The sequence below is a fragment of the Parasalinivibrio latis genome, assembly GCF_036825535.1.
GTDB lineage: Bacteria > Pseudomonadota > Gammaproteobacteria > Enterobacterales > Vibrionaceae > Parasalinivibrio > Parasalinivibrio latis.
Window position 1 is genome coordinate 2,198,772 of sequence record NZ_CP098812.1, and the last position, 12,792, is coordinate 2,211,563.

A 12,792-nucleotide genomic window follows, 5' to 3' on the forward strand; every position below is an offset into this window, starting at 1 on the left:
CCTTGTGTTTCGGGGTGATTAATTAAAGGGAGTGCAAAAATGCCACTAGAGCTTCTCGCTCATTGTGGGACATCTGCAATACACGGTCGCGTGAAGGCAGGGCTTCACCGCCGTGCCACAGGACAGCCTCCATAACATTGCGTGCACGGCCGTCATGTAAAAAGAAGGTGTGTCCGTTTACTTCTTGGGTATATCCCAATCCCCAAAGCGGTGCAGTACGCCATTCTTGCCCGTTGGCGATAAATTCCGGCCTGTTGTCTGCAAGCCCCGACCCCATGTCGTGCAAAAGCATATCGGTATACGGACGAATGACCTGGTTGCTAAGTGCTGGCTTGTCTTTTATGTCACCTGTTCTCAATTCTGCCTTGTGGCAACTTTCACAACCGGCTTCAGCAAACAGTGATTTCCCTTTCACGACCTGAGGGCGTTTGATATCCCTTCTCATAGGAACAGCAAGGTGTTGGGTATAGAATTCGACAAAGCCAAGAATGTTGTCACTGACCTCCGGCGAGCCGCCGTTTGGCATTTTCTGGCAGATATCCTGCGAACCCGAGCAGTTTTCTGCTGGGAACAGCGATGACGTCAGCCCGAGATCGCCGTTGAACGCCCCAGCGTTTTGTTGCATTAAATTCGGTTGGCCTGCTTTCCAGCCAAATCGGCCGATGACAGTTTCTTTTTTACGGACATCCCAAACCCGGTTTACTCGTCCGGAAATGCCGTCACCGTTCGCATCATCCGGGTCTTCCAACGCAATGAGGGTTTCATCTGGCACAGACTCCAGGAGCCCAAGCCCAATCATTGGAGGGGCCACCCTGGCTGACATCTGGATATTTGCATCCAGCTCGCCGTAATTCAGTTCAGAAATGGAAAGTACCGGTTTCCGAAGTTCAATTTTCTCGCCATCAGCAAAGGTAACGATGACCGGTTCATAACTCAGATCTATCTGCCCTTCCGGCTGGATTCCGGGAAGCGCAAAATCCTGTAGTTGCCCGCCATAAACCGGATCCGGGATATTACCGGACGTGACCAGCGCTTTTTTCTGTTCCGCCGTGACGGCAGGGATACTTAGCCTCACCAGCATCGAAACGGCGTTAGCATCCCCTGGCTCCGGCGGGTGTCCCCGGCCGTCTTTGACATGGCAGTTCTGGCAGCCATTGGTGTTGAAAAGAGGACCTAGACCGTCCCGGGCATCCGTTGAAGCCGGTGCCTGAACCCAGGGGTTACGGAAAAAACTGTTACCGACACTGAAATCTATTTTGCTGGTCAGTGGCAGGTTAGCTGCAGGAAGGGAAAATGCGTTGGGTCCGGTTTTAGAAACGGTTGTTTGGCCACCAGACAGATGTTCAGCGGCAAAAGAGGTTTGTGAAAATAAAGTCGCGGCCAACGCCATTATAAATAGGTTTTTCATGGCTCAATACATCCAGTGTAAGAAAGCGTAAAAGCAGCGAACCGTTCCCCGGCCCGCTGCCTTGTCGTTATTATTTTCTTTGTTTAAAACTGGTGGTCAGCAGTATCCGGGTTGAGATTGCTTACCCCAATGATCTTCGCAGCCTCTTCAATGCCTTTTGTCTGAGCAACCAGAGAGAAGATCGTGTCATTTACCAGTGCATTGCCGGACGCATTATTCGAAGCAATAAGCTGGTCAAAGTGCTTGTTCTTTTTCTCTGCGGACTCTACCAGCTTGTACACCTGGGTCCGGGTCTGGTCGAACTGCTTCATGATTGATTTTGCGGCTTTGGCATCTTTGCTTTTCACCAAATCGTAGACCGATGAGCCCTGGAACTTGCTGCCGTCAACACGGGTATAAGTGCCGGTAAAGACGTTGTAGATACCCTGCTCATTGTAGAAATGGGAATTGTGGGTATTATCGGAGAAGCAGTCATGCTCGTCTTCGGTAGAGTTTGCTTCCAGAGCAACTTTCATTCGCTCCCCCGCCAATTCCCCCAGCGAAAGGGATCCCATGCCAAACAGGATTTTACGCAAGCCCTGCTCTGCTGATTCGCCGGTCAGCTCAGCCCGATAGTTGTCTTTGTTGCCTGCAGCCCACTGGCCTTTCATCCACGCGAGATCTGCCACCAAAAGATCAGCTGCTGCTTTTAGGTATTCTCCGCGACGAACGCAGTTACCATTAGTACAGCCACTTCCCTGAATGAAGTCGGTATAAGGACGCTCACCGGCACCTGCACTGGTGCCATTCAGATCCTGCCCCCAAAGCAAAAACTCAATTGCATGGTAGCCGGTGGCAACATTGGCTTCAGATCCGCCAAGTTCATTGAGATCAGCCAAAAGATCAGAGGTCAGCTTCGAAACATCAATGCTGTCAGCGCCAATTTGGATCGACTTATTGGCGACAATATTGGCATTTGCGCCTTCATTCCCAAGCTCATATTGGTAATCACTGGCTACATAATCAATCATGCCTTCATCCAACGGCCAGGCATTCAGCTGTCCTTCCCAGTCATCCACAATGCCGTTGCCAAAACGGAAAACCTCAGATTGCTGATAAGGAACCCGTGACGCCAGCCAGGCTTGTTTTGCATTCTCAAGAGACTGTGATGAAGGTTTTGCGAGAAATGCGTCCAACGCCTTTTCAAGGCTCACAGCTGTTGTATGAGCATCGCTGTACACGTTATACGCCAGGTCAGCATAGCTGTTTACAACTTCTTCTGGATTAGCAGCAAAAGCTGATACAGGCAAAGCGGTGAGCGCAAGCGCAACGAGGTTGCGTTTTACGGGATGGTTGAACATGGTAACTTCCTTGATAGTGACGATTGTTAATCCAAACGATAATCGTTGTTATTTGCACTACTATATAGATTTGACAATTATGTTCAAGACATACCCTGAATCAATTTGAAACACCTGAGCGTTTTCGAACCTGCATAAGCGGCACAATTTTGCAACAAGCCCTTTGCACAGGGGCCTGCTCTGGTGTACCTTGCCGCAATAATGCATAAACCAAGGCAGGCAATGGAAAAACATGAAGAAGTGCTGGTCGCACTCCGGCAAATTATGCGCGCCATCGACCTTCATTCTCGCAAACTCAACAAAACGTCCGGATTGACCGGCCCTCAGCTTGTTATCATGCGGGCCATGCGCGAACTCGGCCAGGTCACCATCCGGCATCTTGCCGCTGAAACCAACATGAGTCAGGCCACAGCCACCACCATTCTTGATCGCCTTGAAAAGCGCGGATTGATCGTTCGCCAAAGAAGCAATGTGGATAAGCGGAAAGTTCACCCGCACCTGACCGAAGAAGGCGAAGCGCTGCTTGCCAACGCTCCCCGTCCGCTTCAGGACAGCTTCATAAACCGCTTTCAGGAATTGGAAGAGTGGGAGCAGTCGCTGTTGTTGTCTTCCGTACAGCGTATCTCTTCGATGATGAATGCAGATAATCTGGATGTAGCTCCACTGCTGGAAATGCAGAGCCTTACACACCATCCGGAAGAAAAGGCGTAAGCCTTTGAATTCACCCTATTAAAAAAACCGGCATAAAAGCCGGTTTTTTCATGTCACTTCAGCCGATGAGACTTAAGGCACACCATGTCCTTTAGAAGCGACCCAAACGCGATACCATTGCTCGCGGGTCAGTGCCAGCGACATCGCTTCCACCACAGATTTCACGCGTTCAATTTTACCAGAGCCCACAATCGGCAGTGCACCGCACGGCAGCATGTTCACCCAGGCATACACAACCTGATCAATGGATACACCACCCAACTCTTCAGCCAGCTCCTCAAGAACTGCTTTCACCCGCAAGACCTGTTCAGATTGTTCAGTGAACAGACTTCCCCCGGCAAGGCAAGACCACGCCATTGGACGAATACGCTTCATCTGCAATTGATCAAGGGTACCGTCTTCCGTTACAGATAAATTCAGAGGGTTAATCTCTACCTGGTTGGTTACCAGGCCACCAGCCACTCGGGATTCCAACAGTGCAAACTGCGATGGCGTGAAATTGGACACACCGAAATGGGAGACTTTTCCTGCCTGCTTCAGTTCATTGAAAACGTCTGCGACTTCATCCGCATCCATCAGAAAGTCAGGTCGGTGAATAAGCAACACATCAATGTTCTCAACACCCAGCCGACTCAGGGAGTTGTCAACAGACGCTAGGATATGTGCCTTGCTGGTGTCGTAGTAGTTAATTTTTCTTTCCGGGTCGCCACAGGTCAGTTTGATATCGCACTTGGTGACAATTTCAATTTTGTCCCGCAATGACGGCTCAAGTTTCAACCCCTCACCGAACAAGGTTTCACAACTGTACCCGCCATAGATATCAGCGTGGTCCACCGTAGTGATACCTAATTCAATATGTTGTTTGAGGAAATCAAGGCGCTGCACGGGGGTCATACCCCACTCCGCCATACGCCAGTACCCCTGGACCAAACGGGAAAACGCGGGTCCATCTGGAGAGAGTGCTACACGCTCTATTGAAGACATAAGATACATCCTTTAACTGTCAGCCACCCGTACAAGATGGCACTAATTCACGCATACACCCGGGCAAAGAAAGTTGTCAGGGCTTGGGTAACAAATTCCGGATTTTCGAGATTGCTGATATGACCTGCTCCTGGCACAACCTGAAGCTCACTGCCTGTAATCGCATCATTCATCAGGTAGGATTCAAAGACCGGCCGTGGTTTATCTTCTGTGCCCACCATAATCAGGGTTGGCAAGGCAAGCTTCTCTACATCATCAAACGCATCTCTGCGATTGAAAACCAGCTTCCCCATTTCCACTACATCCAGGGCTTTTTGCCCAGTCAATCCTGCCAGTTTTTCATGGAAAGCGTTAACCAATGCCGGTGCTGTATCCGTAGCTTTTGCGCTGAAAAACAGCGGTACAACCGCTTCCATAACCGGCTCGGGAATGCATTCTGCGTTAGAAATTACATCAAACATTCCAAAATACTTCTTGTGCAGGACTTCCGGCTCTAAACCGATAAAGGTGTCCATCAACACCAATGAAGTCACTCTCTGTGGGGCTTTAAGAGCAACTTCCGTTCCCCACATACCCCCGACGGAAAGTCCAACAACAGAAAACTCATGGATATCCAGATGGTCCATTAACGCCAGGATGTCGTCAGCATAATCGACCAGTGAAAGCGTGCTTTCCGGTAATGAATCAGAACCACCGTGCGCCCATAAGTCCGGGACAATACAGCGGTAGTGGCAGCTTAACGTTTCAATTTGTGGCGCCCACATTTGGGCATCCCATAAATAGCTGTGGCCGAACAGCAGGACTGGGCCGCTGCCCACGTCCTGATAAGCCATTTGTCTGTTTTTATAATGAAAAACGGGCATAGTGCTTCCCTCAAATGCCAAAAAGCCCCGAGAAACCGGGGCTTTGAAGATATTACTTAACTTGCTTCCTGAACAGGTTCTTCTGTTATGGATGCGATTTTGGGCTGATTGGCAAAACCACGCAGACCAACGACATGCACGTGTTCCCGGTCATTGAAAATCTTACGAACCAGCTTGTAGGTTGTGCCCTGCTCAGGACTGATGTTCTCCGGTGCCGCAATCAGAAGCTGCATATCCAGGCGGTCACACAGCTCAAACAACGTCGCGATGGACTTCGCATCCAGACGTGCTGCCTCATCGAGGAACAGGAGGCGGCATGGAATAACACCCTTGCCACGCAGTCGACGGGACTCTTCTTCCCAACTCTGTACAACCATCAGCAGGATTGCCTGACCGGTACCAATCGCCTCACCGGTAGACAGTGCACCGGATTCAGCCTGCAGCCAGCCGTCAGTACCACGGTTAACTTCGATACCCAGTTCCAGGTAGTTGCGGTAGTCTAGCAGCTCTTCGCCGAATAGTTGTGGCGTGCGCTGGCCAATGTCGATATGCGGGTTCAGGCGCTGGAACAGTTTCGCCATCGCTTCCGAGAATGACAGACGGTTGTTACCGAACAGATCCTGGTGCATGTGCGCGTTTTCAGCCAGGCCTGCAAGCAACTGGGAATGGCTTTCACGAACGTTAACACGCAGACGGACACCGGCCACCTGTCCGAAGTTAATGTTCTGCAATCCCTGGTTGAGCAATCGGATACGATTCTGCTCGCGCTGGATGGTCTTGCGAATGATATTCGCCACCGACTCAGAGCTGATTGCCAGTTGTTTCTCTCGGGCTGTCAGTTCTTCGGTCAGACGGGCCAGCTCGACTTCCATCTCTTCGATAGCTTCGATTGGATCGTCAGTACGGATGATATCCTGACGGATACGCTGGCGCAGGTGCTGGTACACCGCGATATAGAACAGTACCTTGCGTTCTGGGTGCGCATTGTCTTCAGACTGGCGAAGGGCATCACGCAGATCATCGTTGTCCGCTACGGCAAGACGCAGTGCACCGAGGGATTTATCCGACAACGAGCGCAGTTCCTGAGCAGACATATATGCCATTTCACGGCGGTTCAGTTGTTTCTCAACGCCCGCGTCACGAGCCAGTTTAAGTACCTGGCACCATCCGGCTTTGGCATTGACCACAAACTTACGCAGCTCAACGTAGTCCTTGCCAACTTTCCTGACACTCTTGAGGGCACCTTTCAGCTCCAGCTCAAGGGCAGTCAGCGACTTGGCCAGTTCGCTGATACGCGCACGTACCTGCATCAACTGGTTGTGAAGGTCTTCACGGCGCTGACGGGCACGCTCTTCAGCATCGGCATCCGCACGGACACCAAAGTCAGCCAGTTCACGGCGGAATTCTGCCAGAGTTTCCTGTTTTGCCTGATGCGAACTCTTGAGGGATGCAAGAACCTGGTTGTACTGGTTAACCTGGCCTTGCAGCTGTTTAAGAGAATCACGGCTGCGGGCACGGTTGCGCTCAGCTTCAGCCAGTTTGGTTTTCAGTTGCTCATTCAGCTCGGAGCTCTTGCTCAGCAACGCTACCGCATCGGCATAGCCAAAGTGGTGACGTCGCTCTGCCAAATCAGCAACGGCGAACAGTACACGCTTGTGTGCTTGCAGGGCTTCATCCGCTTCCTGATAAGCCGCTTGCATTACTTCAAACTGTTCCGGGTCAGCATCAAGGTGAGAAACCAATGTCTCCAGTTCAGCCAGCGCTTTACCGTGCTGGTTCATGAAGAAACGAGCTTCATCCAGTACATTGAGCTGTGCTTCCACTTCTTCAAAGCGGGCTTCCAGCGTTTCATCTTCCAGCGTACCCACCACCGGAGACAGTTTACCCAGCAGGGCAATGGCTTCTTTCGCGGCAGTGAAACGGCTTCGGATCTGGTTTTCCTGATCCTGGCTGTCGGTGAGAGCGCGATTAATCTGGTTACGCTCTTCACGGGCTACTTTCAGCGCCTGCTCCGGATCTGCATCAAACGCCACAGACAGGTGGTTTGCCACAAAGTGGTTAAAGCTGTGATAGAGGCGCTGAAGTTTTTGTGAATCGAATGCCGCTTTGGCATGGCCTTCAACCACGTCTTCACGCTCATCACGCAACAACTCCAATCGGTGTTCACGGGCAGCACGGCCAAACAACGGCACTTTAGGGAAGCGGGAGTAACGAAGCTGTCTGTCATTCAGGTGAACACAAACCGCCCCTTCCAGCTCTTCCACATCGAACACACTGTCATCGAAACCGTCAGCTTCACCTTCGATGATATAAAGGTCATCCGGACAGTCATCCAGGTTAACCAGTTTTTCTTTTACACCACGCAGGTCAGGCACCACGATAGCGTGACGCGCCGGGCCGTAAAGGGCACTGAAATAAGGCGCATCATCGAGCGTGATATCGTCATAGATCTCTGACAGCAGCGTACCGCCAAGGGTATCGGCCAGTGACTGGAGACGTGCATCATTGCTGCCGCCCGGCTGTGCCAGACGTTCGATCTCTTTTTCCAGCTTTTCTTTACGACTTGCCAGTTGGTCGCGGGAGTTGGATGCTTCACGCTCTTTATCCAGCGTTTCCTGCATCGCTTCCATCACTGCCTGGCTGTCAGCCATGGCCCGGCCGCTCTGTTCCACAAGCTTTTCAAGGGCATCGTTAGCTGCAATCCATCCCGGGGCACGGGCTTCAAGCTCGCGGATCTTGCCTTCTACCACAGAAGATTTCTGTTTGAGGTCGCGGCCATTTTCATGATGATGTTCAAGCGTCATCTGGCTTTGTTCAAGGGTTTCCTCAAGGCGGGCCTGTTCCTGCTCCAGCGACATTTCATCACGAACAGCCACGTTGAATTTCTTCAGGTAACTTTCAGAAAACTCACGGGCCTGACGCAGTTGGCGAACACCGCGTTCAAGGTCACGGAACTGGGCGCGCATTTGCTCACCGCGCTCAACAAGTTGTGCCTTGCTGCGGCCTTCAACCAGAATTTCACGGGCTTTTGCGGCTAAATCAGTACGAGCCACTGTGCCGGCAATCTGTTCTACAAGGGCAAGGCCTCGGTCAAACTGTTTGGCTGCCGCTGACACCATGTCTACCTTGTGCTTAAGCGCAAGAAGGGTGTTGGTCAGCGTCTCTTCATCCGCTTTCAGCGTGGTCAGGACGTCGTGTGCATTTTCAGCAGACAGCGATTCATTGCCGGACACTTCCTGGGCTTTTTCCAGTGCGGTCACCGCTTGCTGGTACTGGAGTGCTCGGGTTTGTTGGATATCCAGTGCCTGCTGGTAGTCAGCCAACTGGGTTTTCAGGCTGTCAACTTCATCTTCGCTCAGCAGCGACTGCTCCTCAGCCATCGCGAGTTGTTCAGCCGCCTCTTCCACCACCATGATTTGTTCTTCAAGGCGGATATTCAGCTCTTCAAGATCTTCCTCATAGCGAGTGATTTTTTCCTGCTGACGCAGCGCAGTCTGCACCAGTTGCAGGTGGTCGGATGCTGCCTGAGTATCCTGTTCCAGCATGGAATGCTGATCATCCAGCGCTTCTTTTTCTTCGCTCAGGCGAAGGATGGTGTCCTGGGAGGTTGAAATCTGGGTGCGGGTTGCCATGAGTTCACCACGCAGCTTGAGAGTTTGTTCAAGCTTCTGGCGACGGTCATTGGCATGGCGCATGTAATCCGACGCTACATAGTTTGTGGCTTCGGTAATCAAGTGCTTGAACAGGTCCCGGTCACGCTGGGTTACCTTGATGGCATCCAGGGTTGCGCGGTTTTCACGCAGCGCTGATTCCATGTCCTGGAAGGCTTTCTTTACCCCGCCATTTTGCGGCAACAGGTAATCTCGCAGTGATTTGGTAATTGCACTGGAAATACCACCGTAAAGCGATGCTTCAATCAGGCGATAGAATTTGCCGCGATCGGCCGGTGTACGCAGTTTCTTCGGCAAGACACCAAATTCAAACATCTGCGCATGGTAGTCAGTCACAGAGTTGAAGGCTTTGAAATGCGCGCCTTCGTACTTGCTGACTACTTCTTTAAGCTCGGTAACCTGACGGACACGAGCCTGGCTGTCGGAAATGGTTTCGACCAGCACTTCTGTCGGTTTGACTGCCGCAGGAAGACCCTGAATCAGGAAGGGCTTGATGTCCACTTTCTTATCACGGCCGGCAACTTGTTGGAGCTTAACGCCAAACATCACGCGTTGCTTACGGGAGTTCACCACATCCAGTACGGCGTAACAGGTACCCGGGCGCAGCTTGCCGTGCAAGCCTTTGTCTCGGGATGAATTTGACGAGCCGGCTTCCGTGGTATTTCGGAAGTGCAGCAGCGTCTGGTCCGGTATCAGGGAGGTGATAAATGCCGCCATGGTGGTGGACTTACCGGCACCGTTGCCTCCGGAAAGCGTTGTCACCAAGGCATCAATATCAAAGGTGCGGGCAAAAAAGCCGTTCCAGTTCACCATGGTGAGAGACTGGTACTTACCGCGTTGGATCATTATTCTTCCTCCCCGCCAAGGGTGGCATCGGGTTCATCGTCGCTTTCAAAACCTAGGCTGGTCTGATTGTGTTCCTGGTTGTGGATCACGGCTTCACCGTCCCGGATCAGGCGAAGCTGCGCTTCACGGATGTCTTCGTCAGTGCGGACTTCAGCACCAAAGCGGAATGTCGCCTCACTGACACGGAACTTACCGGCATCACCCACAGGCACAATCATACCCAGACGGCGCAATCGGCGAAGTGAGGTTTTCACTTTGTCGAACAGTTTCTCGCGGTCGAGGTCAGAGCCTGTGGCACGGTTGGTTACCAGCTTCATCAGCTTTTTCTCATCCGCCAGGGAAACCAGTTCGTCAAACAGCTCTTTTGGCGTGAAGATACCTTCCTGCGCCAGACGTTCCGGGCTCAGGAATAGGAAACACAACACCTTGCCCACCAGCATGTCCATTTCAGACAGGACGCTCCGGCCAATCAGGCTGGTTGAACGCGGACGGAGGTAGAAAAAGTTCTCCGGTGCCCGGACCAGCTCACAGTTATAACGCTGGTAAAACAGCGACAGCTCGTTTTCAAAATCAAGCAGGAATGCATGGTTGTCCATGTCTTCGCTGGCAATATGGCGGCCAGCACGCAGCGCACTATCAAGTACCGGGAACAGTGGGTTGGCAATTGCCTGCGCCAGCTTTTCCGGCATAAATTCTTCAATATTTGTTGATGACATTTGCTTGTACCTTGGCCCCATATTCGTTGATTTCCTGCCAATCCGGCTGAATTGCTCCGAAGTCTGATTCGGAGTATCCAAGGCGGACAGCCTGGTTGATTACCAGGCGGGCAAGATCAAAGTGTCGGGCGTGTGGATATTGTGCGAGGTAGTTTTTCAGCACGCGTCCCAGATCAATCGGCTCTCCGGTTTGACGATGATGTTTGAGCATCTCCGCAATTTGTTCGGAAAGCATGTCTGACACCACGGTCAGCTCTTCGAATTCGGTTTCAACCGGCACATGTCCGGTGACTTCGTCGTCACGTAGCACCAGCTCTTCATCACGCATATCGCGAAGACGCTCAGCATCCGCAAACGTCAGGAACCATGGTGCATCGAAGTAGTCTGTAACAGACTGGCGAAGGCGCTGGCTGAAGGCGCGGTTCTTATCCATATCGATCGCGGTACGGATAAACTTATGAACGTGGCGGTCATAACCAATCCAGAGATCAATCGCCTGCTGACCCCAACTGATTATGCGGTCCAGTTTGTGTTGAAGGCTGTAGATCATACCGTCGACAAAGTCGAGGTCATCCCGGCCGTAGGTCAATTCCTGAATACGCAGCAGCTGAGTCTGAAGCTGATCTCCGGCCGCCTGCAGCGTGTCCTGCAGCTCACGAAGGTTGGCAGACGTTTCACTCAACAGGTATTCACAGCTGGCAATCGCAGCTTGCCAGTCCTGGGTCAACAGCGCAGCAATATCGGTTTTCACCTGTTGCTGCTGCTCATCCATAACCCGCTGGTTAAGATCAATTCGGTCAAAAATTTCAGCTACTGAGAATTTCAGTACACCGTAAACTTTCTTACGCCAGAAGTTTGCATCACCGCCTTCAGCGGCAGCCTTCAGCGCCTTTTCAATTTCATCAGCCACCATCGAAAGCTGAATAGACAGCTTCAGCGAAGAATACTCGCGTTGGCGGGCGTAATAGTCGGTAATGGCAAGTGCCAGTGGGGTCAGGCGATAAATGCTAACCCCTTCGGTCATTTCACTGGTAAAGCGGTTCAGCAGGCGCTGGGCCACCAGATCATTGATAGCATTGTTGGCACGAAAACCAATGGTTTCCGGCGACTGTTCAAAGGTTTCGCTAATAATTCGAAACGCATCAATCAGGTCACTTTCACCCAGCTCTTCATCAAACCGATCACCGCTGAGGACGGAGATCGCAAGTAAAAAAGCCAGACGTTCCGCAGGGAGAGCGAGCGAGAAATCATGCTGCTTCACCCAACCAACCAACTCGGGAACGGTCTGCTCAGTGTTGTTCATCCGTTTTCCTTGTTGTTAATAATTATGATTTTGCACATTTTGTTTCGCCGAGCTGCGTTGAGGGAATCGACTCACCGCAGCACAAAATAATTTATTGCTTTACTGCCCAGGTATGGATGTACCGACCCAATGAAAGGTACGGTTCCTGACGGCAAAGCTGGGATTCAAGCTCCAGGACCTGCTCAAAAGTGTACTCTCCGGTACGCGTCTTTTGCATGTAGTCGTGGAAAGTTCTGACACCGGTTTTACCTTTAACATCAAAACCTGACTCTTCAATCCAAAGATATACATCTTCAGGCAACAATCCTTTCTGCGGCTGAAGCTTGAACCTTTTTTTATGGGGCATGCCATTCATCACATGCTCCAGGTTTCCGCATATCAGGTTTTTGAACACCAGACCATGCTGGTTATAAAACATGACGGATGCCGCTCCCCCCACGCGCACTATATCCAACAAGGATTGCAGTACTGGCTTGGGATCTGCCAACCACTCCATCACCGCATGGAAAAGTACAATATCGACAGGCTCATCAATATGCTGGCCAACACTCTGTGCGGGGCAGTGAATCAGGCGATATTGATCCGTCAGACCGTCGGCATCAATTTCTTTTTGCGCCAATGCGAGCATTTCTGAGGAAATATCACATAACGTAACGCGGTGACCAAGTCTTGCCATCTGGCGTGAAAGCTGGCCCAGACCGCCGCCGGCATCCAGTATATGTAACGGGTGTTCGCTGGTTACCGTTTTCAGTATCTGTTCAATGTCTTCCCAGACAACACGCTGGCGGATATCTCCCTTCCCAGAGCCGTATATGTTTTTAACAAATTTGTGGGCGAGGTCGTCGAAATTTCTATCCCCAGTCACGGTCGGTTTCGCTATGATGATGGTCTTGTGTGGTGTATTTTCTCATATGCGCGCACGTAATAAAGCCTTGTGCCGCAAAATACCC

9 protein-coding genes are annotated in these 12,792 nt (G+C 51.5%); 1 reads left to right on the forward strand and 8 read right to left on the reverse strand.

Annotation, left to right across the window (positions count from 1 at the left end):
* Positions 1–22 precede the first annotated feature (22 nt).
* Positions 23–1,408 (reverse strand): di-heme oxidoredictase family protein, encoded by a 1,386-nt coding sequence (locus tag NF212_RS10200; protein ID WP_434355238.1) that lies wholly within the window; start codon positions 1,406–1,408, stop codon positions 23–25.
* A gap of 83 nt (positions 1,409–1,491) precedes the next feature.
* Positions 1,492–2,748: an imelysin family protein gene (locus NF212_RS10205; protein WP_434355240.1), complete on the reverse strand. Its 1,257-nt coding sequence runs from the start codon at positions 2,746–2,748 to the stop codon at positions 1,492–1,494.
* A 222-nt stretch (positions 2,749–2,970) separates the two neighbouring features.
* Here NF212_RS10205 and NF212_RS10210 point away from each other — a divergent pair, with 222 nt between their 5' ends.
* Positions 2,971–3,459 (forward strand): MarR family winged helix-turn-helix transcriptional regulator, encoded by a 489-nt coding sequence (locus NF212_RS10210; protein ID WP_054675226.1) that lies wholly within the window; start codon positions 2,971–2,973, stop codon positions 3,457–3,459.
* Positions 3,460–3,531: 72 nt separating this feature from the next.
* Here the strand turns inward: NF212_RS10210 and NF212_RS10215 are convergent, their stop codons facing one another.
* The 6 genes from NF212_RS10215 to cmoM form a co-directional block, all read right to left on the reverse strand.
* Entirely contained in the window at positions 3,532–4,443 is a 912-nt protein-coding gene (locus tag NF212_RS10215) for an aldo/keto reductase (protein ID WP_434355243.1), read from the reverse strand.
* 47 nt (positions 4,444–4,490) lie between these two features.
* A complete protein-coding gene (locus NF212_RS10220) occupies positions 4,491–5,306 on the reverse strand; it encodes an alpha/beta fold hydrolase (protein ID WP_434355245.1) in 816 nt (271 codons plus the stop codon).
* Between the two features lie 56 nt (positions 5,307–5,362).
* Positions 5,363–9,823: a chromosome partition protein MukB gene (gene mukB / locus NF212_RS10225; protein WP_434355247.1), complete on the reverse strand. Its 4,461-nt coding sequence runs from the start codon at positions 9,821–9,823 to the stop codon at positions 5,363–5,365.
* On the reverse strand, positions 9,823–10,539 hold the full coding sequence (gene mukE / locus NF212_RS10230) for a chromosome partition protein MukE (protein ID WP_054675227.1): 717 nt from the start codon (positions 10,537–10,539) through the stop codon (positions 9,823–9,825). Before mukE ends, mukB begins: the two co-directional genes overlap by 1 nt.
* Complete coding sequence (mukF, locus tag NF212_RS10235; protein WP_434355250.1) at positions 10,520–11,842, reverse strand: chromosome partition protein MukF; 1,323 nt, start codon at positions 11,840–11,842, stop codon at positions 10,520–10,522. Before mukF ends, mukE begins: the two co-directional genes overlap by 20 nt.
* A 91-nt stretch (positions 11,843–11,933) precedes the next feature.
* The gene (cmoM, locus tag NF212_RS10240) at positions 11,934–12,707 is read right to left on the reverse strand and encodes a tRNA uridine 5-oxyacetic acid(34) methyltransferase CmoM (protein WP_434355252.1); all 774 of its coding nucleotides are present in this window, start codon (positions 12,705–12,707) and stop codon (positions 11,934–11,936) included.
* Positions 12,708–12,792: the final 85 nt, after the last annotated feature.

Bases quoted from the DNA above. Each gene is read 5' to 3' on its own strand.
- NF212_RS10210 (WP_054675226.1), top strand. From the start codon at position 2,971: ATGGAAAAACATGAAGAAGTGCTGGTCGCACTCCGGCAAATTATGCGC.
- NF212_RS10220 (WP_434355245.1), bottom strand. From the start codon at position 5,306: ATGCCCGTTTTTCATTATAAAAACAGACAAATGGCTTATCAGGACGTG.
- NF212_RS10205 (WP_434355240.1), bottom strand. From the start codon at position 2,748: ATGTTCAACCATCCCGTAAAACGCAACCTCGTTGCGCTTGCGCTCACC.
- mukB (WP_434355247.1), bottom strand. From the start codon at position 9,823: ATGATCCAACGCGGTAAGTACCAGTCTCTCACCATGGTGAACTGGAAC.
- NF212_RS10215 (WP_434355243.1), bottom strand. From the start codon at position 4,443: ATGTCTTCAATAGAGCGTGTAGCACTCTCTCCAGATGGACCCGCGTTT.
- mukF (WP_434355250.1), bottom strand. From the start codon at position 11,842: ATGAACAACACTGAGCAGACCGTTCCCGAGTTGGTTGGTTGGGTGAAG.
- NF212_RS10200 (WP_434355238.1), bottom strand. From the start codon at position 1,408: ATGAAAAACCTATTTATAATGGCGTTGGCCGCGACTTTATTTTCACAA.
- mukE (WP_054675227.1), bottom strand. From the start codon at position 10,539: ATGTCATCAACAAATATTGAAGAATTTATGCCGGAAAAGCTGGCGCAG.